This window comes from Leptospira alstonii serovar Sichuan str. 79601 (assembly GCF_000347175.1).
In the GTDB taxonomy this organism is placed as follows: domain Bacteria; phylum Spirochaetota; class Leptospiria; order Leptospirales; family Leptospiraceae; genus Leptospira; species Leptospira alstonii.
In genome coordinates, this window is sequence record NZ_ANIK01000056.1 from 76,453 (window position 1) to 101,611 (window position 25,159).

General features: G+C 43.5%; 20 protein-coding genes and 3 pseudogenes. 8 read left to right on the top strand and 15 right to left on the bottom strand.

All coding sequences use genetic code 11. The features are described 5' to 3' along the window. The first annotated feature begins 55 nt into the window (after window positions 1-55). A complete protein-coding gene (locus tag LEP1GSC194_RS12200; RefSeq protein WP_020773880.1) occupies window positions 56-1,303 on the top strand; it encodes a putative glycoside hydrolase in 1,248 nt (415 codons plus the stop codon). Between the two features lie 113 nt (window positions 1,304-1,416). Here the strand turns inward: LEP1GSC194_RS12200 and LEP1GSC194_RS12205 are convergent, their stop codons facing one another. Next, on the bottom strand, window positions 1,417-1,848 hold the full coding sequence (locus LEP1GSC194_RS12205; RefSeq protein WP_020773863.1) for a hypothetical protein: 432 nt from the start codon (window positions 1,846-1,848) through the stop codon (window positions 1,417-1,419). Between the two features lie 126 nt (window positions 1,849-1,974). Here LEP1GSC194_RS12205 and LEP1GSC194_RS12210 point away from each other — a divergent pair, with 126 nt between their 5' ends. Both LEP1GSC194_RS12210 and LEP1GSC194_RS12215 read left to right on the top strand, forming a co-directional pair. Continuing rightward, window positions 1,975-3,957, top strand: a complete 1,983-nt coding sequence (locus LEP1GSC194_RS12210; RefSeq protein ID WP_020773833.1) for an acetoacetate--CoA ligase — start codon at window positions 1,975-1,977, stop codon at window positions 3,955-3,957. Window positions 3,958-4,152: 195 nt separating this feature from the next. Continuing rightward, window positions 4,153-5,028: pseudogene (locus LEP1GSC194_RS12215) on the top strand (substrate-binding periplasmic protein); the annotation flags it as partial. A 210-nt stretch (window positions 5,029-5,238) separates the two neighbouring features. Here LEP1GSC194_RS12215 and LEP1GSC194_RS12220 read toward each other — a convergent pair. Together LEP1GSC194_RS12220 and LEP1GSC194_RS12225 are read right to left on the bottom strand one after the other, a co-directional pair. Further along, window positions 5,239-6,039, bottom strand: coding sequence for an enoyl-CoA hydratase/isomerase family protein (locus tag LEP1GSC194_RS12220; RefSeq protein ID WP_017808796.1), 801 nt, complete (start codon window positions 6,037-6,039; stop codon window positions 5,239-5,241). Next, on the bottom strand, window positions 6,039-6,566 hold the full coding sequence (locus tag LEP1GSC194_RS12225; protein ID WP_036042610.1) for a hypothetical protein: 528 nt from the start codon (window positions 6,564-6,566) through the stop codon (window positions 6,039-6,041). Before LEP1GSC194_RS12225 ends, LEP1GSC194_RS12220 begins: the two co-directional genes overlap by 1 nt. 234 nt (window positions 6,567-6,800) lie before the next feature. Here LEP1GSC194_RS12225 and LEP1GSC194_RS12230 point away from each other — a divergent pair, with 234 nt between their 5' ends. After that, window positions 6,801-8,087: a PilZ domain-containing protein gene (locus tag LEP1GSC194_RS12230; RefSeq protein WP_020773891.1), complete on the top strand. Its 1,287-nt coding sequence runs from the start codon at window positions 6,801-6,803 to the stop codon at window positions 8,085-8,087. A 524-nt stretch (window positions 8,088-8,611) separates the two neighbouring features. Here LEP1GSC194_RS12230 and LEP1GSC194_RS12235 read toward each other — a convergent pair. From LEP1GSC194_RS12235 to LEP1GSC194_RS12250, 4 genes are all read right to left on the bottom strand, one after another. Next, window positions 8,612-9,760 carry a hypothetical protein gene (locus tag LEP1GSC194_RS12235; RefSeq protein ID WP_017808449.1) on the bottom strand — a complete coding sequence of 383 codons (1,149 nt, stop codon included), beginning with the start codon at window positions 9,758-9,760 and terminating at the stop codon, window positions 8,612-8,614. A gap of 260 nt (window positions 9,761-10,020) precedes the next feature. Beyond that, complete coding sequence (locus tag LEP1GSC194_RS12240; RefSeq protein WP_051185306.1) at window positions 10,021-11,274, bottom strand: tetratricopeptide repeat protein; 1,254 nt, start codon at window positions 11,272-11,274, stop codon at window positions 10,021-10,023. Between the two features lie 372 nt (window positions 11,275-11,646). Continuing rightward, a complete protein-coding gene (gene mtnC / locus LEP1GSC194_RS12245; RefSeq protein WP_017808182.1) occupies window positions 11,647-12,390 on the bottom strand; it encodes an acireductone synthase in 744 nt (247 codons plus the stop codon). Next, on the bottom strand, window positions 12,391-13,779 hold the full coding sequence (locus LEP1GSC194_RS12250) for an MFS transporter (RefSeq protein WP_036042613.1): 1,389 nt from the start codon (window positions 13,777-13,779) through the stop codon (window positions 12,391-12,393). Window positions 13,780-14,179: 400 nt separating this feature from the next. On the opposite strand from LEP1GSC194_RS12250, the gene LEP1GSC194_RS12255 reads away from it, so the two are divergent. Then, window positions 14,180-15,121: an alpha/beta hydrolase gene (locus tag LEP1GSC194_RS12255; protein WP_020773862.1), complete on the top strand. Its 942-nt coding sequence runs from the start codon at window positions 14,180-14,182 to the stop codon at window positions 15,119-15,121. 2 nt (window positions 15,122-15,123) lie between these two features. Here LEP1GSC194_RS12255 and LEP1GSC194_RS21450 read toward each other — a convergent pair. The 8 genes and pseudogenes from LEP1GSC194_RS21450 to LEP1GSC194_RS12290 all read right to left on the bottom strand — a co-directional run. Further along, window positions 15,124-15,358 (bottom strand): annotated as a pseudogene (locus tag LEP1GSC194_RS21450) (hypothetical protein); the annotation flags it as partial. Window positions 15,359-15,481: 123 nt separating this feature from the next. After that, a complete protein-coding gene (locus LEP1GSC194_RS12260) occupies window positions 15,482-15,775 on the bottom strand; it encodes a type II toxin-antitoxin system RelE/ParE family toxin (RefSeq protein WP_036042590.1) in 294 nt (97 codons plus the stop codon). Beyond that, complete coding sequence (locus LEP1GSC194_RS12265; RefSeq protein WP_020773867.1) at window positions 15,760-15,948, bottom strand: hypothetical protein; 189 nt, start codon at window positions 15,946-15,948, stop codon at window positions 15,760-15,762. The genes LEP1GSC194_RS12260 and LEP1GSC194_RS12265 overlap by 16 nt, the downstream gene beginning before the upstream one ends. Window positions 15,949-16,072: 124 nt before the next feature. Then, window positions 16,073-16,471 (bottom strand): annotated as a pseudogene (locus LEP1GSC194_RS12270) (type II toxin-antitoxin system VapC family toxin). A 1-nt stretch (window position 16,472) separates the two neighbouring features. Further along, complete coding sequence (locus LEP1GSC194_RS12275) at window positions 16,473-16,706, bottom strand: type II toxin-antitoxin system Phd/YefM family antitoxin (RefSeq protein WP_020773890.1); 234 nt, start codon at window positions 16,704-16,706, stop codon at window positions 16,473-16,475. 306 nt (window positions 16,707-17,012) lie between these two features. Further along, window positions 17,013-17,621, bottom strand: a complete 609-nt coding sequence (locus LEP1GSC194_RS12280) for a hypothetical protein (protein ID WP_020773877.1) — start codon at window positions 17,619-17,621, stop codon at window positions 17,013-17,015. Window position 17,622: 1 nt separating this feature from the next. Beyond that, window positions 17,623-19,134, bottom strand: coding sequence for a bifunctional ADP-dependent NAD(P)H-hydrate dehydratase/NAD(P)H-hydrate epimerase (locus LEP1GSC194_RS12285; RefSeq protein ID WP_020773834.1), 1,512 nt, complete (start codon window positions 19,132-19,134; stop codon window positions 17,623-17,625). Beyond that, window positions 19,125-20,303 (bottom strand): LIC_12708 family protein, encoded by a 1,179-nt coding sequence (locus LEP1GSC194_RS12290; RefSeq protein ID WP_017808646.1) that lies wholly within the window; start codon window positions 20,301-20,303, stop codon window positions 19,125-19,127. The genes LEP1GSC194_RS12285 and LEP1GSC194_RS12290 overlap by 10 nt, the downstream gene beginning before the upstream one ends. Before the next feature lie 205 nt (window positions 20,304-20,508). Here LEP1GSC194_RS12290 and rimP point away from each other — a divergent pair, with 205 nt between their 5' ends. The 3 genes from rimP to infB all read left to right on the top strand — a co-directional run bounded on the left by rimP (window position 20,509) and on the right by infB (window position 25,158). Continuing rightward, window positions 20,509-20,997, top strand: a complete 489-nt coding sequence (gene rimP, locus LEP1GSC194_RS12295; protein ID WP_081605093.1) for a ribosome maturation factor RimP — start codon at window positions 20,509-20,511, stop codon at window positions 20,995-20,997. Window position 20,998: 1 nt separating this feature from the next. Then, window positions 20,999-22,393, top strand: a complete 1,395-nt coding sequence (gene nusA / locus LEP1GSC194_RS12300) for a transcription termination factor NusA (RefSeq protein ID WP_020773811.1) — start codon at window positions 20,999-21,001, stop codon at window positions 22,391-22,393. A gap of 65 nt (window positions 22,394-22,458) precedes the next feature. Continuing rightward, window positions 22,459-25,158, top strand: a complete 2,700-nt coding sequence (gene infB, locus LEP1GSC194_RS12305) for a translation initiation factor IF-2 (protein ID WP_020773815.1) — start codon at window positions 22,459-22,461, stop codon at window positions 25,156-25,158. Window position 25,159: the final 1 nt, after the last annotated feature.

Genomic DNA, 25,159 nt, shown 5'->3' on the forward strand with positions numbered 1-25,159 from the left:
GATTTTTGTGATCGGTTCTAAAACTTTTTTGATCCTTGAATAACTTTTAAATCCTGTGAATAAAATTATCATATTTATCCTAACTTTTTTCTTTTGGATTTCTCCTTCGTCTCCTGATTTTGATCTCCCCTTTCCAATAAAAAAGAATACTAAGAAGCATTCTCTGGAAACGGTTCTTTCCGAGTCTCGAGGTGTTGCGGTCGGATCTCCTGAAATTATAGAAAAAAAAGAAAATAGAACTCGTCTCAAAACCTACGAAAATTGCGGAAATGAATGCGATGCCGAAAAAACTCGAGACGTTTTGGGACAAACTCCAGTTACGGGAATAAAGGGGAAAGCGCTTATAGATCGGTTTAAGACGCAATCTTCCCAATCCGGAGCTACTGGGGGCGCAAAAGTGGAAGCCGTAGCAACTCAGGATAGAGACAATACTTTAGAGAATGTCGAAGCACAAACGATTTCTAATATAAAAGTTCCGGAATTTTCGCGGGGGATTTATATTTCGCAAAGAACTTTGAAGAAGGCGAAAGAATTTTATGATATCAGGAAAAAAGGGAAACAATACGGAGTCAATTTTCTTGTAATTGATATTCAACCCTTAGTTCCGTCTAAGGAAATTGTAGAAACTTTGGTAGCCGAAGGATTTTATCCCGTTGCCAGAGTTGTGAATTTTGACGGCGGACTTCCGACTGAAAAGCCGTCAAACCAAAGAATTGCTTCCATACACAAATCGATTCAAGCCGCTTGTAAGTCCGGTTTTCCGGAAATTCAATTAGATTACATTCGTTATGCTGATAATCTTCAGTTAAAACTGAGTTACGAAACGAGGTATAAAAATATTTCCGAAATTATCAAGAATATTAGAAAAGAAACTCTCAAATGTGAGAACCTTCCGTATATAGGAGCCGATATTTTTGGTCGGATCCCCTTCAACCAAAATGATATGATTGGACAAAAAGTGGAAATATTTGCTCAGGTAGTCGATGTTCTCTATCCAATGCTTTATCCATCGCACTTTTACGGTATGCCGGCTAAAATCAAAAATCCCTATCAAACCGTTTATGACGGAACTCTTCTCACTATAAAAAGATCGCTGAAGACAACGAGAGTCATTCCTTACATTCAAGGTTTCAACATGTCCGTTAAAAAGTCGGAACTCACACTTTCAAATTACATCAAAGCACAGATAAAAGCTTCTTACGATAGTGGGGGGCACGGATTTGTAGTTTGGAATGCTTGGAACGATTACGAATCAACGTTCCAAGCGTTGAAGGATTACGACGAAGAGATAAAAAAGAATTAACTTTACCGCTTGTCCCAAAACCTGAATGGAAATTTGCGGTAGTTCCCACATTTTCATCCTTTGAGACAAGTTCTAAAACAGAGATTCCCTAATCCGATTTCAAAGGAATTCTTTTAAAAAAAATCGGGGTGATTGGAAAGGGGAACCCAAAGATTCAAAAGATAAAGAGCCAAAACGATCGTAAAACAGAGGCTGAAAAAAAATCCGATTTTCACGGGTTGTGTATGAGTTCGATATCCCGATAGAAAGATATGAAGCGATAAAAAACCGACGGCGATCGTTTCCGCTATTAAAACCGCCACGACCGGAGGTTGGGGGCCGAAGAATAAAATCAGAATCGCGGGAAGAAATCCCAAGAAACTCATAAAAGCTCCGGTAGTGATCCACATCATTAAGATCAAACGAGACTGTCTTTCTTCCGGAAATTGAAAGAAACCGACCGCCGCACCTACGATCAATTGATGAATCAATCCGTGAACGGTATAAAGAATTCCGGACGAAATGAGAACGATTTCTGGGACATGGATATGTTCGAATGAGTTCAATGGAGTTTCTCGAATTTATTTTTTCTAAACATATACGGAGCGTTCCGTTCCTCAATCAAAATTCATGTTGACCCGACCTTTCGAAAAAAATGTAATAGAGAGCGAAAAAACGAAATCGAGTCTTACATGTATCAAGAGTTATGGGCGCCTTCCTCCGATCGAATCGAATCTTCTAATTTAAATCGATATCAAAACTTTCTCAAAGAAAAAAAGGGTCTTTCTTTTTCTTCGTTCGAGGAACTCAGAGCCTGGTCCGTAAGGGATGTCGGAGTTTTTTGGGAGTCCGTCTGGGAATTTTCCGAAGTCGTTCATTCCAAAAAATACGAGACCGCATATCGGAGCGGGCCGAGTTTTACGGATTCTCGTTTTTTCCCCGGAGCCAAACTCAATTTTGCTGAAAATCTTCTTAGAAGAAACGATTCGTTTCCGGCGTTGATCTATAGAAGCGAAGACGGTTCCAGAAGAGAGATCAGTTATGCGGAATTGCGTTCTTTCGTGGGAGCCGTCGCTAAGGATCTGAAAAAAAGAGGCGTCGTACCCGGAGATCGAGTCGCGGGGCTTATGCCTAACGTTCCCGAGACGGTGATTGCGATGCTCGCCGTAACTTCCATCGGAGCGATTTGGAGTTCCTGTTCTCCGGATTTTGGCGCCAAAGGTGTGTTGGATCGTTTCGGTCAGATTACACCCAAGATCCTATTTACCACGGATCAATATTCTTTCAAAGGGAAGGATCTGTCTCTTGCGGAGAATCTGACTCAAATCCTGGCTTCCATTCCTTCGATCGAAGCGGTGATCGTATCGGATTACAAAAAAGGAATTTTACATTTTAAAAACGGAACGGACACGGTTCTTCCGGAAAATTATCCGAAAAAGAACATTCATTTTTTTGAATCTATTCTTCGGGAGAACGAGGGAGTCGAGCCGGAATTTTATCAAACCGATTTCGATCATCCGGTGTATATCATGTATTCTTCCGGAACGACCGGACTTCCGAAATGTATGGTTCAGGGAGTCGGAGTTTTTATCAATCACTGGAAGGAATTGGTTCTTCATTGCGATCTCAAACCCGGAGAAAGAATTTTTTATTATACGACTTGCGGTTGGATGATGTGGAACTGGCTCGTAAGTTCCTTATCCGTCGGGGCAACCGTCGTCTTATTCGACGGAAATCCGTTTTATCCGGGACAGGAGATCTTATTTCAGATTGCTTCCGAGGAAAAAATCGACGTCTTCGGAGTGGGAGCGAAATACATTCTCACTTTGGAAAAGTCCGACTTTCAACCGAAGGGTTTGGATCTTTCTAAGGTAAGGACCGTGTTGTCTACGGGTTCTCCTTTGACCGCGTCGGGCTTTCGATACGTATATCAAAATTGGAAAAAGGATCTTCAGCTTTCTTCGATTTCCGGGGGAACCGATCTCAACGGTTGTTTTGCTCTGGGAAATCCGATCCTTCCCGTTAACGAAGGGGAGATTCAATGCAGAGGTCTCGGCATGGACGTGGAGATTTGGAATGATTCCGGAAAATCCGTACTCGAAGAAAAGGGCGAACTCGTCTGCAAACAACCTTTTCCTTCCATGCCCCTTTATTTCTGGAAAGATTCCGAGGGAAAAAAATATAAATCCGCATACTTTGAATCCTTTCCGGAAGTTTGGTGTCACGGCGACTTTGCGGAGTTAAAGAAAAACGGCGGCCTTGTCGTTTACGGAAGATCGGACGCGACTCTCAATCCGGGCGGCGTGAGAATTGGAACCGCGGATCTGTACGGTCTGATCGAAACGTTTCCCGAAATTTCCGATTCCGTCATTATAGGTCAGGATTGGAAGGAAGACGTAAGGATCGTTTTATTTTTAAAAATGGCTCCGGGAAAAAAATTGGACGATTCCCTCGTTCAAACCCTGAAAAAAGAAATTAAAGATAAGGTTTCTCCGAGACACGTTCCGTCCAAAATTCTCGCGGTCGCCGATATTCCCTACACGATCAATATGAAAAAAGTGGAGATCGCCGTCAAAAGGACCGTTCAGGGAGAACCCGTTACAAATAGGGAGGCCCTTAGCAATCCGGAAAGTTTAGAATATTATAAAAATCTTTCGGAATTGAAAGAGGATTGATGCCCGTTTCAAAAATAGAGTTATTGAAAAAAAACATATCCGCTTTTAACAAAACTGCTTTATGTTCGTTTTCAAGTGAATTTTGAGAGAAATATTTTGTCGGAACCAATGAAAATTCATCCAAAAAAAGTTACATTTAAAGAATTTAAATTCTTCGCAAAACAATTCATTGTGAAACGAAGGAATCGAAAGAAAATTCTTATCGTTCTTTTTCTTTCGGTTCTTTGTTTTGCGGACGAACTGCGGCGTTCTCCCTTGGAAGCGCAGGGAGATATATTCAGATTCTATAATGTTTCCAGGCTGAAAGAAATTTTGGAAAAGGGAGAATTGAAAGTCGCCGGTGATTCCGCGTATGAACCCTTTTATATCGTAAACGCAAAAGAAGGTTTTCCCGGTTTTGATTACGAGTTGGGAAAAGCCTACGCGGACTTTCTCGGAGTAAAATATAAATTCGTTCCTTATCCCGAATTCAACGAATTTGCGGATGCGATCAAAAAAAAGGAGGCGGACATCGCGTTATCCGGAATCTCGAGTAGTCTCGAAAGATCCAAAAAAGTAAGGTTCAGCGCGGCTTATCTGATCGCAACTCCCGCCGCTCTGATTCGAAAATCCGTTCTTCCTCCGCCTCCGGAAGGGAATATTATCACGACTCAGAGTTTTAGAAACATTCTCGATTTAGCGGATGTGAGCGGGGTCACGTTTGCGGTCAGATCCTTTTCCAATCGTCACGAGTTTCTTCTTAAAAAATTCAAGAACAATCGGATTTTCACTTACGGTGATACGCCTTCCGCCTGGGAAGCCGTCAAAAACGGCACCGCAAATTGTCTGGTCTCGGATTCTTTTTACATCAAAGGTCTTCTTCTTAAGGACAAATCGATTGCCTCCAATTTCAGGCCCCTTCTCGAACCCGTCCAAAGAGAGGATATCAGCGCCGCCTTTCCTCAAGGAGATCCGGCGTTTATTAGAAATTTTGAATTCTTTCTCGAGGAGCTGGGACGATCCGGAGTCCTTAGGGAAATGGAAGATAAATATTTCAATAAATCGGATTGGGTTCCTATCGAGCGACCCTAGAAGCGAGATAGCCAACGAGCAGCGGAGCGTTGCGAGTGGCTCTTTGCGAAGCAAAGATGAGGCCCCTAGAAGCGAGATAGCCAACGAGCAGCGGAGCGTTGCGAGTGGCTCTTTGCGAAGCAAAGATGAGGCCCCGAGTTTATAAAGGTCCGCTGGTAACGTAGGCGTCTGGGCGCGCTCGACGGATTCTGTTCCGTTTTGGAATGAGCCTTATAGTCCTTTGAAGACCGGTTTTCTTTTCTGCTCGATTGCTTTGATTGTTTCTTTGAAATCTGCGGAAATAAAGTTCCTTGCCTGAGATTCGGCTTCTTTCCTAAGGGCGGCTTCTAATTTTTCTTTGTCGTAAGTGTTCTTTTTTAACTCACTGAGCGCTAAAGGTGCGCTTTCGGATAAGGCGATTGCGATTTCAGTCGCTCTTCCCAAAACTTCCTTTTGCGGAACCGAGTCATTACAAAGTCCGAGTCGGAACGCTTCTTCTCCATTTAAGGTTTCCGCTAAAAATAAAAGCCGGTTTGCAATATGAGTTCCGAATAATTCTTTTACGATGTAACTGGAACCCATACCGGGATGGATTCCAAGTTTAACGAAGTTAAACTGATATTTAGCTTCATTGGCAAAAACTCGGATGTCGCATGCGAATGTAAGCGAAAATCCGGCTCCGATCGCATGACCGTTTGCCGCACAGATAACGGGAATGTCCAAACTTCTTACGGATAAGAAAAGATTATAGAATTCGAACATAGTTTTTTTGTTCGTTTCATAATCCCGGGTTGAGAAAGATTTTAATAATTCGAAATTACCGCCCGCGGAAAAGATATCATTCTTTCCCGTTAAGATGATAACTCTCGGTTTATTTTTTTCGGAAGTTTCCATCAACCCGTCGATGATTTTTTTGAATTCCAAACCCATTTCTCGGGTCATAGAATTTCTTGTTTCCGAGTTGTTGAAGCTTAAAGTCAGTATTTTGTTTCCTGAACCCAAATCGATTGTGTCTTGATCAATGAATCCCATTAAACTGCTTTTCTCTCCAGTTCGAAACTTTCATACCAAATTCGATCGGAAACGGTCAACGGTTTTTCCCCGATGCCCATCTGCGTATAATATTCGAGGAGAGTTTCCAGATGAACCGCTTCCTCGTCTTCTAAAGTCCAAAAACTCGAGTCGATGGATTTTGAAATTAGCGCCTGGCCTCTGACGGAATCTTGAAAGTATTCCGGTTTTCCTGAAAAAATCAAGTGTGCGGAGATGAGATCGAATCGAATCGTTTCCAGGATTTTTTTGAAGTCGACTTCCGACTTTTCAAAATACCTGGATGCAATTTCGGTTTGAAAATAATCTCCCCAGGTTAGGATATCCGGTTCCGTACCGGTCTTTTCTTTGATTTGTTGTATTTTATCTTGTTCGATAAAAGGGGCAGTCGCAAATCTATCAACGAGTTCCTTAAGAGCGATCAGATCCAGAATTTTTCCGGCTGACAACTTTCCTTGTTTCATCATATCAAATAATTCTGGATTGAGTTCCGACTTTCTAATATCCATACCTTCTTTTTCGGGAGATTCTCGCACCTTCCCACGGAATTTTTTCCGGATAAAACCTAAAAACTCCTTGGAGCTTATCTAAAATCGTTCGCTATATCACGCCAAACTTGCGTTAAACCTATCTCCTATCCACTATCCACTAAAACCTATGTCTCTTAAATCTTCGTAACTGAATTCCGACTACTTAGAAACCGATATTCAAGATAGAATTCTCCCTAAACAGAAACAAAATCTATGGCAGTCGGAAGATCGGACAGTTTACAAGAACTCATTACAATCCTGGAAACGATGTTTGGGGAAACGATCATCGGAACCGACATTAATCTCGTAAAACATCTATTCTATTATCTCAAAGCGGACGACGTAGAATTTCCATTCGACTACGATGGACAAAGATTCTTTGCCGTCGTGGAAAACATAGAAGAAACGAGCGTAAGTCTAAGAATTCCGGGCGCGACCCAAGGATTGACTTTAAGGGCGAAAATCAGTTTCGAAATCATGAATATTCTCTATCAATTCGAGGTTATCATTCTCGAATTTTTGGACGAATCGATCGTTCAAATTCGAATTCCGTCGGAACTACAGGCGGCCTCCTTTAGAAAGAACGTCCGAGTATCCGTCGACGATCTATTTATGCACTACGTGATACTTTTCAGGTCGCTTTCCGGCGGAGGAAGGGAGATCGGCAGAAATATTCAAGTGGAACAGAGATTCAATAATCTCATGCGAGAAATTAAAAAGGATAATCCCGATTTAAGGTTGGTTAATATTATAATATCAGAATATATTTCCAACATTTCTAAGGAATACGAGTTCGTGTTTTTTGCAAAGGACCGGGAAGAAACGTTTTTAGACTCCTTTATTCGCAGGAACGATCGGCCCGTATTCATACCCGATACGTCCTTGATCGTCAATTATATCGGTGAAAACGAGGATTCGGAGTCGGCCGCGGAAAACTACCGTGAAGAATACATACGAATGGTCCTTGAAAACGGACAGGATTATGCGGATCAATTTTTTCGGGAACTTCAAAAAAAGGAAATTCGCGAGTTTGTGATTTCTTATCTCGTTTTACCGATTCGATTGTTCAACGACGTCGTGGGTTATGTGCGTGTTTATACTTCGGCTATGGATCGATATTCGATTACGTCCGCTCAGGTGGGTTATTTGATAGAACTGGCGGAAATTTTCAGTTATTCGATGACCAAAATCTTCATTCGAGAAGACAACTACGGACACGCTAAAGCCGGAACCCGGGTGGTGGACATCAGCATCAACGGGCTTTTATTCGAAATCGAAGAAAAGAGGATCTTTCAGTATTTGAAAAAACATAATATTATAAAAATGTTTATTCCCGTCTCGGAGAAGATTCTAATCCTAAGAGGGGAGGTCGTTCGTTATATCGTTTCCGAAGAGGGTAAATATCTTCTCGGAGTGAATTTTTTCGACTCCAACCCGGACGACATGTTGATTCTTCAGAAATACATTTTTACGAGAACAAGACGCGTTCTTTCCGAGTAGGGAAGTTATGTGTTGATTCTGCGCATTCCAACGGTCTTGTTTAGAGTTTTGCCAAGATGTTTGAAAATGCGGGAACGTTTTAGGGGTCGGATGTCAGGGTTTTAGTAGATAGGCCTTTCAATAGAACTACTCAATAGTCTGAATTGAAGCAGTGTTTGCGATAAAAATTAACAGTACTCAATTTTATAGAGATCAGTAACGCGAAAGCGATTGAAGCGAGATCAACAAATTGGAATGACGAAGGAAAAACGTTCTTCGAGCAAACCTTCAATTTGTTGATCAGAGCAGAAAGCGCGGCCCCTCACCGGTTTTTTCATATGGGAAAAACCGGTGAGGGGTTCGCCCAAACTTTACGCCACAAATTCACTTGAAATCAGAAAAATCGTTTTGCGAAACGCGAATCAGATCCGAAAAGTCGGATCTGATTTCATTTGTCCCTTCGTTGTGGAGTTTTCTTAGGTAACGATTGAATCGTTAGAGATCCCAACCGTTCCCGCTCGGAAGAAACTACCCGAACGAGGCGCTCAATTTTCGGTGTAGAGTCCGAAATGTCGGGAGGAAGCGGCCGTACATCCGCCCATCGAGCAGGCGACCATGGCCGCGGTGATTTTTCCGTTCACAGTCCGCGCGATCATCACCAAATTGTCGTTAGCTGCCAGCGGCATTCCTCCTCCTCCGTTGCCGAACGTTGTGGAAGCCGAAATACCATTTGTGAAAGCGGGAACGTTGGTGGAAGAGTTACCGTTGTTTTGAGCCGACAAGGTGCGCGCGTCGATATTCACGCCTGTACAGATCCCGTTTAAACAAGTGAATTTACCGCTTACGAAAGAGTCGACTGTCGCCGCATTGGCTCCCCGCAGGTTGTCAAAACCGAGTAACGTCTTGCCGTTGAAAATTCCGGCGCCGTTTAGAGAAGTGTCCTTAGCCAAACCGAAAAAACCGCCTTTGTCGGTACCCATATCCAGAATGAGCACACCCGTCGAAGAAACGAACGCCGTTTCACCGGTATTCCATACGACTTTACCTTCGGTGCAGATTCCGTTATTGATATTTACCGCCGTACCCGCGCCACCCAAAGTCGTAATCGTTCCTGCAACGAATTTCTGGTTCGTTCCCGTGATCGTCAGTGTTCCGTATCCTCCCTGGAATGAACCCGCTACGGTTCCGAACATCGCTTGAACCACGTTGAACGTTCCGGTCACGTCGGAACAGTTAGAACTTTTTTCCGTGTACACCTCCGCGCGCATCGCCGTCACGGGTGCACCGCCTGCGTTTGAGTAACCGGAAATCGGCGTGGCCAAAAGTCCCACACCTGCAATGGGAATTGCGAACCCGCCTTGTGTATAGGACGGTGCGGAAAGAAGGGAGATGAAAGGGCTCGCAGTATATGTGGCCACTTGACCGGAAATTTTTTCGTTGGTCGTGAGATTCGTAAACGAGAAATTTCCGAAGTTGGCTTTTACCATATCCCCGGTCATAACGTCTCCGGGACTTTTCGTTCCGCCGTAGGATACGGATGAGCTATTATTTGTCGAAGATCCGGCTAACAAGGCCACTAAAGCCAAGAGAGTCGAGGAATCGTCATTGTCCTTCTTGCAATTCAAAACGGTCGCGGCGAGGACGGTAAGCGCGACTAAAACCCGAGTAAAGTGTGAAATAAGAAGATGATTCATAAAATGGTAGCGTCGGCAATATCGTAGCAACGACAACCATTAAAAAGAGATGCTTCCGCAAAAACTTTTACCGCGATAAACAACCGTAACTTTTTACAGAGACAAATTGACACAGCTTTGAAACTTGCAAACCAAACGTTAGATATAACTTTGAACCTCTTCGATCGAAACGGACGCGAGTGAGTATTAAAAAAAAATGAACCTCCCGACTTAGGAAAAGTAAGACGAGGTTTAAGGGTAAATTCTTAAACGCCGATTTATCAGTTAAGCGGTTTTAAAACGTACGGATCACCCGGAACCGAAGCGGGTTTGAACGTTTTATATTTTTCTAATGAATCCGCGAACTTATTTTTCAGAATTCCGACTTCCTCCGATTCTCCCAAACCGCTTTGGCCCTTGTCGGAAGTCAGTTCGGCAATCTTATCCAAGTAGAGTTTACACTCTAAAAGATGAGTTCTATAATCGGATGGGTTCAGTTGGATCGCATTCTTTGTAAGTTTTTCGGAAATTTCGAAATACGCGTCCGACTTTTTTCGATCCGCGGAATCTTGAGTCGGGGTTTTACCGGGTTTGGATTTTTCCCGATAAAGGTAGTAGTAGGTTAAAGCGGAATGGATGAGAAGTTCGGAATCCGACCGAGTCAGCTTGAACGCTTCCCGAATGACATCCATCGATTTGGAAAGAATGGATTCGTTTTTAAAACCTTCCGTTTCGTATTTATGATTTAAGTAGTCGACGTATTCCGTATAAAATTCGAGTTCTTCCTGAGAATTCCCGAACCGTTTTCGGTTTTTCCAAGCCATAGAAAATTCGGAACCCGCGGAAACGTAAGCTTCTCCCGTTCTTTTATAAAGAAGACCTAAACGGAGATGGCCCATGGGCGAAGAAGGGTCCAAGCTGATCGTATGTTTGTAAGACCGGATCGCTTCCGCGATTTCGTTTCTGGAAAGATGATAATCGCCCTTTTTCCTTTCGACGATTGCGGGTTCGATTTTTTCCGAAACCAAAGGGGCTGCCACCATAAGGTGTTTATCTTTTACGAGTCCGAGGTGACCGGTTCCTCTCGCTCTTTTGCCGATAAAGGAAGTTTGAAAGATGGACTTGATTTCGATCTGCGCGACTATGTTTCCGTCTTTGTAATACTTATGATCAAAGTCCTTTTCGATGAGATATAAGGTTTGTCCCACTCTGAGTCCGGGATCGAAGTTGATTTTAATCGTGACCAAGTCGAGTCTCGTATCGACTCCGATATCGAGGTTCTTGTTTTTTCCTTCATCTTCGATCGGCTTTACCTTATCATAAAGTACGGTTTCTCCCACAAGAATCATCTTTTCCTTTTCCGGTTTTGCCGGATCTCGGAAAGCGTAGACGAGTTCTCTTGAGTCGACTTGCCCGAAGAAAGAGTTCAAAAGAAGGATTACAAAAAAAATTCGAAACGATCTCACCTTACAAAGATCGGCCGATCTTTCCGACTCGCCTCGAAAAAAGATGCGTTCGGATATTCTAAAACTGATTTGCGGGAATTGTTTGCAGAATTCAAAAGCCCACGTATAGAGAGATCCCCCACTGGGCGGATCCAACGTTCTTAAGCAAAGCTCAAGAACGTTGGACCGGGCTCTCCGCTTCAATCTGCAAAGCAACATGAAATACCATCGTTGATCTCTGAGTGCATGTTGCATTGCAGTATTTTCGCTACGATCCCTTCCGCGAACCGTGTAGTTCCGACGTTTCAAGTGGCAGGACCGGTTTAAAGCCGTATTAGCCTTCGGAAGTTTCTCGATCGGGACATAAAATCTAGGAACTCCTAGCCCGGGGAGACGATGAATTTACTCGAAATGTGGGAACTCATACGATCGCACCGGAAATGACTCCGGCGGATGGGAATTTTAAGGACTCAAATCCTCAAAAGAAGAAATCTTAGGATGGGAATGGGAAGGCTGCGGAAAGTTTCCGGGACGTTCCAAAATTGCGGCTTTGAGTTTCGCTTTCACAGCGGCGTCCGCTTCTTCTTTGATATCGGTGAAAAATAAAATCTTTTCGGGCGCGACACCGAGTTGTTCCGCGATCTTGAAATAACTCGAAGATTCTCTTTTAGCGCCGACTCCGGTGTCGAAGTAAGCGGAAAAATATCCGCTCAAATTGCCGGACTCGGAAAATGTAAAAATTAATTTCTGAGCCTGAATACTTCCGGAGGAATAAACGGCCGATTTCTTTTTGGCGGATTGAATCCTTTTTAAAAACGAAGGAACGTCCGCGAACAGGGAACTTTTCAGTTCTCCGTTTTCATAACCGTACTTCCAAATCCTACCCTGAATTTCTTTCAAAGGACCGCTCTTACGATCCAAAGAAACGAGATGTTTACAATAATCGCTCAGGTCTTGGGGAGAATCCGAAAGTTTTTCGAAATCAGCGAAATCGTTTGTTCCTTCTTTGATCTTCCCCGGAAACGTCGTATCGTTCTTTCCTTCTTCGATCAACTTATCGATCCATTCTTTCTCCAGGGAGTTCGATCGGAAAAAAGAATCGAACTTACCGACCGAATACGGAAATAAAATTTTATGAACGAACTCGATGGGAGTCGTGGTCCCTTCGATGTCGAAAAGATAAACGTCGAAAGCTTTAATGTCCAATTAGATCGCCTCTTTGATTTTTTTGGCTTCCGAGACCAGATATTCATGTACGTCTTTCTCGTCCTTTTCAAAATTTTTCAAAACGATCAGCCAAAATAGGGCGCAGGGAATCCAAAAAAGGACGGAGATGGAAAGTCCGAGGGAACGATCCCCCGGAGTCAGACCCAAAATCACCGCGCTCATCGCGGGTCCGAGTCCTTTTCCCAAGTCGTCGGTGAGGTTGTAAAGCGCGAACATACTACTTCTATTTTTTGGAATATTCACATTGATTAATGTAGCTCTGACGTTCGGCCCCGTAACGGAGATGATGAACCCGGCGACGATGTTGATTAGGATAAAAAGTCCCGAGTTTGCTATATTCTCCGCCTTCAAAAGGTAGATACAAGGTAAAACGCCTAGCAGGATGCTGGACATACAAAAGACGGGAAGGTATCTTTTGTTGTAGTTGTAGATTTTTTGTCCGATGACTCCGCCTAAAAACGTACCGGCAAAAACTCCGATTGCGGCATACGTTAAGAGCATCGTCGCGGTCGCCTTATCGAGATGATAGGAGGTTTCGTAATAATCGACCAAGAATACGAAAAAAACTCCCCAAGGAACACAACCCGGAATTCCCTGAAGGAAGATTCCGATGTTCGTTTTGTTTCGGAAAAGGAGCCTAACGTCGTTCCAACGAAGATGAAAATTTTCCTCGGAAAACTTATCCGCGATTCCGGACCATTCCGATTCTCCTCCGCCTCGGATCGGCTCCTTGCAGAAAATCCAATAGATGATCGCAAAAAAGAAAGAAGGAATGGAAAGATAGATAAAACTCGCTCTCCAACCGTTGATCGGGTCCGCGTTTCCTAAAATTCCTCCGAGAAGTTGACCGACTCCGAGACCGATTCCCATAGAAAGAGAAACGTAAGCCGCGGCGGTGGATCTGGATTTGTCCGAAAAATAATCGCCTAGGACCGTAAAAAGAAGAGGGAAAATTCCTCCGAGACCGAATCCCGTAAGAGTTCTATAAATTACAAATTCCGAATAATCCGTCGCAAATCCCGAAAGAAAACAAGGAACCTCTCCCAAAAAAACGGAAAAGAGAATGAGTTTTTTTCGAGAATACTTTTGGGATAAATAACCCATACTAACGGACACGGCTCCGCCTAAGATGAAGAATAGGATCGGAATGACTCCGCCGATATACCAATCCACGTCTTTCGAATCGACCAGACCGAAAGAAGCTCCGATGTTTTTTAAGTTAGGCGCGATTAGATTCTGATCCGCGAAAAGGAAAAAAGCCATTCCCATAATCATCCAGAACGCTAAAATTGCGTTCCATCCGTGATTTGCCAATTCTCCCAATCCAAAAAAGCGAAGAAGACTTTTCTCCGAGGGTCTTTTTTCCATATTCTCTCCGATTTTTATACGAGTTTTCGATTTCCAGGAAACGAATCCAAACAATGAAGGAAGCGGAGAAAACTCAAGGAAACTTTAACTTTGATTTTAGGGAACCTCTAAAATCCTGCATTTTTTTGAAAATCTATATTATAGAATGCTTTATAACAGCGTTTTGTGCATATCCAAATATCGAAACGGATGCGTTTAGTGGTTCTCTTTAGAATTCGAATCTCCCGTTCGAATCGATACAACCGGACAACCAGCCGACGAGACATAGACATATCCTCGATTCATTTTGCGCAAAAACGATATCCGGATGAAAAAAAACCGTTTTTGATCGGTTTTATAATATTTAGTTGACCCATATGGTTTTAATGATTCTTTTCTTCCAAACAAATCGGTTTTAACAATGACCTTTCACCACAAAGAATTCTACATTCTATCCAGTTCCGATAAATCAAAATTATACTGCCAATCCTGGACGAGGCCGAACGCCAACCGATTGATGATCTTTCATCACGGTTTTGGAGAACATAGCGGGCGTTATGCGAACTTACTTCGTTATTTTGTAAAAAGCGATATCAACTTCTATTCCTTCGATATGAGAGGTCACGGAAATTCGGAGGGAAAAAGAGGGCACGCAGGCTCTTTCGATTTATACGTGAGAGACCTTTCCGATTTCGTTTCCGAGGTTCTCAAAAAGGAACAAAAGGAACGTTTTTTTCTTTTAGGGCATTCACTCGGCGGAGCGGTTACTCTTCGTTATACGCAGGAAGGGATCAATCAAGACAATGTCCTCGGGTTGATTCTCGGTTCTCCCGCGCTGATGGTGAAAATGGATTTTAAAAAGAAACTCAAGAAATTCGCGGCGAGTCTTTTAAGCAAAATTTCCCCTTCTACCATTGTGGATGCGGAATTGGATCTTAACTATCTTTCCCACGATCCGGATGTGATCGAGGCATACAAACAGGATCCTCTCGTTCACGGAAAGGTTTCCTTACGAATGGGGGCCGAACTTTTGGAAATCGGACCTAAGTTGATCAAAAAGGCGAACGTACTTAGATGCCCGGTTCTGATTCTTCACGGACAGGAAGACGGACTTGTGGACGTAAAGGGTTCCACGGAACTTTATAAAAATCTAATTTATAGAAACAAAAGAATCAAAATTTATCCCGGATTTTATCACGAGTTGATGAACGAATTTCCGGAACATAGGGAAATGGTGTTAGGCGACATCCAGACGTTTTTGGAAACCATTCAGAGAGAAAAGGCAGATTCGGATTCGTTCCCAAAATTAGAAAAGAAAACGCCGATTCCACGAAAAAAAAGAAATCCGGTTTCCAACCCTTAAAATTCGGAAAGGGAAATGAATCCGACGGATTTTTTTTTGCCTTTCGCATAACGTCATCCTGTAGATGTTCAGATCTTCGGGAACAACGGCCTGTTTATGAAAGGTTGAACTATTGTTATCCGATGTTTTCGGTACATCGGAGTATGTTGTACGACTCAGGATGAAAATAGAAATGAGTAAATAGAATAGCGGTTTATGAACTTTATACTTTCGTTTTTTTGTATTTACCATTATCATAGGATCTCTTTGTTTTCAAACTATGCATGACATTAAAATATACGATGTTCGCATAACGAAATAGGCTTCTCGACGTTTGCGGTCCTGGAGCGCCGCGAGAAGCCGAAGATGCCAACAATTCCTTCAGGGATTATTTAACAATCTTGCTGAATGATGAATCGTAACAATTTCAATGTTTAGAAATTTATTTACACGGTAAACAATGCGATAATTCCCCGAAATTCGTTCCCTTAAGTTTTCAATATTAAATTCAGGGACCACCCTCCCCATTAATGGAAACGAAGGAATTTTTTCTACCGTATTGATAATTCTATTTATTACGTTTAACGCGTAGATTTCAGAATCTTTAGTTATATAATCGTAAATATCTTGTAAATCAGACTTGGCTCTTAGAGACCAAACTATCTCTTTCGCCATTTATTAATTTCTTCGAGGATTTGTGCATGAGGCACAAATTTATTATTATCCAACTCAGTTAAGCCCTGTTGAACTTTTTTAGAAAAGTAAAGTTCTTCCATAATATCATCAAAAGACGTATCATCCGGTAAACTTTTAATAAGATTGATCGCCTGTTGTTTCGTTGAAGGCATAAGAAATAATTGTTTCGAAAGTAATAATTGTCAAATAAAATTTAAGTGCCTGTGTTCGCATAACGAAATAGGCTCCTCGACGTTTGCGGTCCTGGAGCGCCGCGAGAAGCCGAAGGTGCAAGCTTTACCAAAGCGTTTTTAATCCATGCGATCTATATTTTTTCATTTCCGAATCTTTACTTATCAATGTAAACTTTCTTAAAATACATTGCCAAATTAGCATTCTATCGAATGGATCTCTATGATACGTAACCTTTAATTGATCGTATGTGCTCGCATCGGCTGATTCAAGATTTATAATTTCAATATTGGATTTAGAGAGAATTTCTGGGATTTTCGATGGCTTCATTCCGAAAGTATTAAATTTTCCTAATATAACTTTCAGTGAAATCTCTCAAAGAGAAACTGAGCTGACGTAGATCATATTTTCCGAATTTTCGATAGTCGCTTTAACTTTTTTACTTAGTAAGTTAGATGAACCGATTCCCGAAAGAATTACATGAGTATCAAGCAAATACTTCATATTAACTTATAAACTCTTTTTCGGAAATTTCAAAATCTTTAGAGAAAGAAATTTTTACCTTTCCATCCAATAATCCTATTTTTCTTTTCCCTTCCTTTTTACTTTTCACAGAAACAATCATGGCAATCGGCTTCTTGTCCTTTCCATATAATATTCCTACATTTTCACCATTTTTAACCGATTCTAAAACTTCAGAGAAATACGATTTAAGCTCGCCAACCGAATACGATTTCATATTTGAAATTATATTTATTCTTGTCTACTTGTCAAAGATTAATTAATTGCCATAACTCAGACTAAAACATCAAAATCGTTATTTTAGCGGGGAGCATTAATCCGCAGTTAGGCGTAGTTGTCATCTTTGATACTATTATACCTAAGAATTTTCCTATAATAAGAATAGAATATATCAAATAAAATTTTTCAAACTTCTCGGCAGTATATCTTTATATGGAAGGTTACACCTTATAAGTAAAGATTTAATGAATAGCTCGTCAATTTCTGATGCGGGAGTATAGTTTATGTTATTCAATTCTAACAATTAAAGATTCTCGATCGACAGGATCTTGCGGTCTTCCTTATGAGAAACGATCACTTCCAATTTTAAGCCGCTCTTAGAACCGGATCTTCTGAACATTCTTTCCAAAAAACTTTCGGAGGATTTTACCTTACAATCGGGAGGAAGGGAATCGATCGCCTCGTCCTTCAATCGAAACCTATCGAATTCGATTTTGCCGGGATGCAGGGTTCTTTCTGGAACCTCCCAAACCGTATCCAGACAATTGAGACCCTCTTTTCCACTTAAGAGAATTCTAAAGTTCCAAGTCGGATCCGGAAAACGGATTTCGGCGGAATCGTTTTCGTTTTTCATAAACAAGAAAAAGGTTGGAAAACCGTCCTTACCTTCTCGGCTGGATTTGACGTACAAGGTAGTGGACTCCATTTTCGACTTGGGAGAAGAAGACTGAATCGTAAACGCACCCGGATTCAACGTTCTAGCGACCATGCCGATTACTAAAACGACTAAAACCAAATTTAAGATAAAGACCAAACGTACTCTCGAAAATCTGCCTCCGCCGGATTGTTTTCTACTTTCTTCCAGGAATTTTCTAAATTCTTCCGGAGAACGAGAATGATAACCGCCGCCCATCTCAATTTCCTCCCTTTCTTAGTAGTTTACGGATTTCGGATGCGGTCGGAAAACCTTTTGATTTTTTTGCGGCTCGGTTCAGCAAAGAAAACGAAAGTTGAACCGTTTCGGAGATCGTAAAACCTCTCGAAAGAAAAAAACAAAGAATTCCGGCCAACAGATCCCCCGTTCCCATCACGGCCAATTTCGGCTCCGGTGTTTCCCAAAGGAAAACGGAGCCGTTCGAGTCTATTAGAAAAGAGGAATGTCTTTTCCACAAAAGGTTCGTCTTAAAGTTCCGAGCGTATTCTTTGGCGAGGGAAATTCCTTGTCCGATCGATTTGATTTTCGTATTCAAAAGATTTTCCAGTTCTCCCGTATGCGGGGTCATCAGGACTTTTTCGTGTAACATCGTATTTGCGTAGGTTTGTATCGCTCCCGCGTCCAAGACGCAGAATTTTTCCTTGGGTAAGGAGAGGATCGGGCATTCCTGCGTATTTAAACCCGGACCTAAAAGAAAAACGGATGTTTTTCGAACGAAAGGAAGATCCATAATTTTTGAAACTTCGGGGATCGTATCCACCATCCAGGAAGGATCTTTTTTTAAAACGGCCCGAACCGTTTTTTCGGAGGGTGTCAAAAGAAGAGAAATTCCACCGCCTAACTCGTGAAAGGCGAACAAGGAAGAAAGAGCCGCACCCGACATTCCCTGAGAGCCGCCGATTAAAACCAAAGAACCGTTTTTGTATTTATGGGAATCCTCTTCTCTTCCGAACGTGTTTTTTAAAATTCTAAACGGGATTTTTTTCCAAAGGAATTTGCCGGTGGGCACGATGGGATTTTCCATCGTGTAAGAGATAGGGTAGGTTCGATCAAGACTTTTTCCGATCGGAAAACCTATTTTGTGAAACGTTTTCCGTACTTTGCCGGGTAAAAAACGGTTTTTCCATTTTTTCATACCAATTTCGGCTAACGCGTCCGCTTCAAAAGGAAGCGGTAAGTCCTCGTTAAAACCGGATACGACGTCGATGCTGAGGATGAAAATTCTATCGGGATTTTTTCGTTTGTTTTCTTTGATTTTGGATACGACGACGTCGACAGGACTTTTTAAGGGAAAACGAAACCCGGTTCCGAGTAACGCGTCGACGAGAAATATCGTTTCGCTTCCGGGTAAAACTTCGAAACTTTCCAAAGGGAGGATATGACCTCCCGAATTCAAATACGCATTTTTATAAAATTCGGATTCTTCCGACAAATTACCGTCTTTCAGATAAACTTCCGGTTCTATTCCTTCTTGGATCAAAAAAAATGCTAGTGCGAGTCCGTCTCCACCGTTGTTGCCGTTTCCGCAGAGAATTTGAACTCGGTCGTAGAAACCGATTTTTTTTTCGTATTTTTGATAGATGGAAAGGGCGGCAAAACCCATAAAGTGAGATCCGGAAATTCCTGTCGAGAAAATCGTTTTTCGATCCAGATCCCCGCTTTCCTCGTCGTCAAACAGAGATTCTGAATATTCGAAAAACTTTATTTCCATTTATGGATTTCCAGATAACCGGACTTGATTCTCGCGGAATAGATTTCGTCGTTTAAGTCCATCCAGGTTTCTCTCCAAAGTCCTCTCGGAGGAAGATAGTTGAGTCGGATGTTGTTGACGTGAGTTCCGTCGTCGTCGTGAACCTGAAGTCGGATCGAACTTTCCTCTTCGGTTTCGGTTTCCCAGACGAAAAAATTATTATCTTTTAAGATCCAATATAAGGATTCCGACGGATCTTGAATTTCTTTGAGAAGAATCGCGGCCTTGGTTTCGAAATCGTACTTGAAAATTTTGCGCGACTTGAATCTGGAACTTTTCTTATCGAAAACGCTGAAAGATGCGACTGCGTATTTTCCTTCGAGATGAGGAAGGATCGTTTCCAATCTCGCCTGTGTGGTTTCCGTATCGGAAATGATTTCCGAAAAGTTGGAGGCGCTTACCGATCGGAGTAGGGCGCCGTTTTCGTATGCGGAAAGTTTCATTTCTCCGTTTTGTTTATGAAACACAAACAGAAGATCGTCGTCTCCCGCTTCCATTCTTTCGATATAACCGAACGGAGTGTTCCCGGAAATCCCTTCCACATAGATCGTATTTAAAAGTTTACCCGCGTCCGAAAAATGAAGAATGACGGATGGAATAGCTTCTTTATATTCCGTATCAAACGATCCGCTCTTTTTCAAAAAGATATCTTCGGTTGTCGGATCTACTTTGGGTTGTTCCTCTTTTCCTTCCTTTCCCGCTCTGGATTGAAGATAAATTTCCTCGTCGGCGTTAACCGCAACGAGTCCTATCTTTCCGATCTTCGCCGAAATCAATTTGTATTTATCGCCGACTTTTTCTTTGAGAGTTCCCAACATAAATTTTAATTCACCGTCCGTGGAAAATACTTTCAGCAGAGACTGATCGAAGTCGGGAACGTAGATCTTACTGGAAACTACCGGCATCGTCTGAGGCAGATTGGTCGGAACTCCGTTCAAAATTTTCGCTTGAACGTCGGAGAGAGTGTTTCCCAATTTGATTCTTCCGTAAAGATATGAATTGTAATTATCCACTTTGAAACGAGTACAACTTAGAATCGATACGCCGAATAAAACGATTCCAAAGAAAAAAATCCGGGCTCGTCTTTTTATACCGAAATGAATGCTGAAATTGGAATGGAGATTTCTCATGAAAGCCTGTTATCCGATAGGAACTTGGAATGTAACGATACCATTCCAACACATTGATTGGAAAACAAGCAATAATCCTTGGGATTTCTTAAGGCCTTAAGAACGCCGGGTTTTTTTACTTTACACTGTAGCTAAATTTGAATAGTTTGATTAGGATATCAGGAAAAATTCATTCATTTTTGAGTTTTCTCTCTAAGGCCGGGGTTTGACAGTAAGCAGGGAAGAAATCAATGGTATTCTGGATGGCGTCCTGTTTTTGCCTGTTAAGCTGTACTCATTAAAGGTCAACCAAAGGCCTAACCACTCGTTGATCGAGGTTGTCTTGGACAATCTTGAACATCCGTATGGTTCAGTCAGCCTTCTGGAATGTGAGCAAGTTTCCAGAAAACTGAAAGAAGAGTTAGAACGGATCTCACCGGATCTGGACTACACTCTTAAAGTTTCCTCCGCAGGGGCGGAAAGGAAACTTGACCTTCCGGGAGACCTGGATCGTTTCCGGGGGATACCGGTTCGTCTGGTTTTTCAATCCGAAGAATCAGAGAAGCCCCAGGAAGGAATTTTTCGGATCGTGAATCGGGACGGTGATCGGTTGATTCTGGAAAAATTCCAAAAGGGAAAAAAAACTGCCGTAAAAAAGCAGACGACCCTGAACCTCAAGGATATACTGAAAGGGAATCTTTACGTAAGTATTTGATATGGCAGTTAAGAAGACACAATCGGAAGGAAATCTGTTGGAAGCGATCCAACAATTTTGCGCGGACAAATCCCTCGATCGGGAAGCCGTTATGGGAGTCATTCGAGATTCTCTCATAACCGCATATAAGAAAAAGTCCGGCCTAGAAGGTTTGGAAGAATCCGAAGAATCGGAACAACCTTCTCCGGTTACGGTAGAGTTTGCCTCCGGTAAAGATAGCGTAGTCATTGCGATCGCTAAAAAAGTCGTAGAGGGAGCTCCTTCATCCGCCCTCGAAATCGGTTTAGAAGATGCTAAAGCGATCGACACAGCCGCCGAGATCGGCTCGGTTGTTTCTTTCCGTGAAAAACCGGTGGAACTTTCCAGAATTATCTCCAGCCAAGCCAAACAAATGGTCTTTCAAAGACTGAAAGATATGGAGAAGGAACTTCTCTATAACGAGTATAAGGCGAAGGAAGGAGAACTCACTCACGGTTATTTCCAGAGATGGAAAAAAGACGCGATGAGTATCGACTTGGGCAAGGTAGAAGGAATCATGCCGCGTCGCGAGCAGAACCCGGGTGAAAAATACCACAGCGGGGATAGACTCAAAGCAATCATTCAAAGAGTGGAACTCCGTCCGAGAGAACCGATTCCGGTCATTACTCTTTCGAGAGCGTCCGCAGACTTCGTTCGTAAACTTTTCGAAATGGAAATTCCCGAAATATACGACGGTCTCGTTGAAATCATCAACGTAGCCAGACAACCTTCCATCCGAACCAAAGTAGTAGTACGCGCGACCCGTGGGGACATCGATCCTGTGGGCGCTTGTGTGGGAATGAAAGGAGTTCGGATTCAATCGATCGTAAGGGAACTCGGAAACGAGAGAATCGACATCGTGGAAGCATCCGACGACCCGTCCGAGTTTATCGCAAACGCGATTTCTCCCGCCAAACCGGTGGAAGTGAAGGTGGACGGTTCGGGTAGAGAGGCTATGGTAGTCGTTCCGGACGATCAACTTTCTCTTGCGATCGGGATCAACGGATCCAATGTGAAACTCGCATCTCAATTGGCGGGTTACAAAATCGATATCAAAACCGTGGCACAGTACAACGCGGAACTTGCGTCTCCGGAAGCGAGGGAAAGGTTGGAAAGGCTTTTCTATACACCTTCGGAAGAATCGAAAGTTTCGGTTGCACAAGAAGAGGAGGACGAAGAACTGACTCCTCTGGAAGATCTTCCCGGTCTCTCGGCCCGTATCGTCGGGATTTTGAAGAGCGAGGGAATCAAGGATCTGGAAACCCTGATCGAATACAGCCAAGACGATCTGGCAAAACTGCAAGGAATCGGTCATACGACAGCCGGACAGATTCTCAAATTACTCCGAGAATCCGTAGAATGGGTGGAGGATAACTGAAAAACCCGAATGGGTTTTTCAGAGAGCCGGAGTTTTTAGTACTTCGGAAAGCCAGGGAATCAATTATGGAAGATAAAAATAAGACGATCAAGGAAACGCTTCAGGGCGCGGCAGATGCGGGAAAACGCAAAAAGCTGATCATAAAAAAGAAAGGGGACGAAAATTCGTCCTCTTCTCCCTCTGCGTCTCCTAAGAAAGAAACGATTGCCGAATCCGCTCCCGCAAAGCCGGTAACACCATTGCCTTCAAGAGGCGATTCCGGCCAATCGCCGATCGTTCGCCCTGCGCCTTCTGCCTCCAAAGAAGGGAAATACGAGGAGTCGAGAAGACAAGACTCTGGTCCCGTTAAACCTAAAGATCCTCAAGGGCGGCAAGGCGGAGATTCTTCTTCCCATCCAACCTCTCGTTCTCCGTTTCAAAGAGAAGATTCCAATATCATCGTATCTAGACCGATTGCCAGGCCGGCCCCAAGGCCTAATTCCGGCGGCTATCAAGGCAATCGCGGTCCGGGCGGCCCAGGACAAGGCGGCGGTTACCAAGGCAATCGCGGACCGGGTGGCCCAGGACAAGGCGGCGGTTATCAAGGCAATCGCGGTCCGGGTCAAGGCGGCGGTTATCAAGGCAATCGCGGTCCGGGTGGTCCAGGACAAGGCGGCGGTTATCAAGGTAATCGTGGTCCGGGTCAGGGCGGTGGATACCAAGGTAATCGCGGACCCGGTCAACAAGCTGGACCTGGAAATCGTTTTGGAGGAAGTGGTCCGGGAAATCGTTCCGGTGGACCGGGTGGACGTCCGATGCCGATTACTTCTGCGGAAGTCGAACTTTCTCAAGCGAGAGGCGCTGCCGGTGCGAGCAAAAAGAAAGGACACGATAAGGAAAAAACTTCCTCCGACAAGAGGGATTTTTCCGGCGCGGAAAACACGAAATTCTTCAAACAAAGATTTAAAAAGACCAAGGTCGTCGGCGTTTCCGGAATCTCCGTTCCTAAAGAAATTACAGTATTAGAAAATGTGCAAGTAGGCGAACTCGCCAAAAAGATGAACCTCAAACCGGGGGACGTCATCGGAAAACTCATGAAAATGGGAATGATGGTGACGATCAACAATATCATCGACGCGGAGACGGCGGGTCTTTTGGCGGACGAATACGGTTGTAAGGTAAAAGTTGTTTCTCTTTACGAAGAAACCATCATCGAAGAAGAAAAAGATAACGAAGAAGAAAAAGATAACGAAGAAGATTATATCAATCGTCCTCCTGTCGTTACCATCATGGGTCACGTCGATCATGGTAAGACGAAATTGCTCGATACGATACGTAGAAGTTCCGTCATCGATACGGAATCCGGCGGAATCACGCAACATATCGGTGCGTATCAGGTAAGAACCGCGCGCGGTCTCGTTACATTCTTAGATACCCCGGGTCACGAAGCGTTTACTTCGATGAGAGCCCGCGGTGCTAAGGTTACGGACATAGTAATCCTCGTAGTCGCGGCGGACGACGGCGTTATGCCTCAGACGCTGGAGGCGATCAGTCACGCAAAAGCTGCCGAAGTTCCGATCATTGTTGCCATCAACAAGATTGATCTCCCGTCCGCAAATCCGGACAAGATCATGCAGGAACTTGCCAACCACGGTCTTCAATCGGAAGAATGGGGCGGGCAAACGATGTATGTCAAGATCTCCGCTCGCGAAAACATAGGAATCGACAAACTCTTAGAAGTAATTCTTCTCCAAGCGGAAGTAATGGATCTCAAATCGAATCCAAAACGAAGAGCCAAAGGAACCATCATCGAAGCAAAACTCGATCCGGGTCGCGGATCGGTTGCCACCGTCCTCATCCAGAACGGAACTCTTCGTGTCGGAGATCCTTTTGTTGCGGGAATTTTTTCGGGTCGCGTAAGAGCGATGTACAACGATCTCGGACAGTTGATCGAGGAAGCAGGACCTGCGTTCCCGGCTCAGGTGACCGGTATCGACGGAGTTCCGGATGCGGGCGCTCCTTTTGACGCGATGGCGGATGAAAAAGAAGCCAGAAATATTTCTCAACATAGAATCGAGTTCGAAAGAATCGGAAACGCGGGCGCCGCGGCCGGAACTACTTCTAAGGTAACCCTTGAGAACATGAACGAGTTTATCAAACTCGGCGCATTGAAAGAACTCAAGGTGATTATCAAGGCGGACGTTCGCGGTTCAGCGGAAGCGATCAAAGAATCTTTGGAAAAACTTTCCACACCGGAAGTGAAGCTGAACGTAATCCAATCCGGCGCGGGTGCGATCGTGGATATGGACGTTATGCTCGCTTCTGCTTCGAACGCTCTCATCATCGGTTTTCACGTGCGTGCAAATCCGAAAACGATCGCTCTTGCGGAAAAAGAACAGGTTCAGATCAAGTATTACAATATCATCTATCAAGTTGTGGATGAAATCAAACTCGCGATGGAAGGACTTCTCGAGCCGGAAAAGATCGAAGAAGTTATCGGAACCGCGGAAATCAGAGAAATCTTCAAGGTATCCAAGGTCGGAAATATTGCCGGTTGTATGGTTACATCCGGAAAAATCGCCAAGTCGGCGAATGTCCGCGTAATCAGCGACGGAGTGACGAAGTTCGACGGGAAACTAAAATCTCTCAAACGGGTCAAAGACGATGTGAACGACGTTGTTTCCGGTTTCGAGTGCGGTATCCAAGTGGATGGATTCAACGACTTCAAGTCCGGAGATATCATCGAAGCTTACACCGTTACGGTAATCAAGCGGAAGCTTGAGTAGG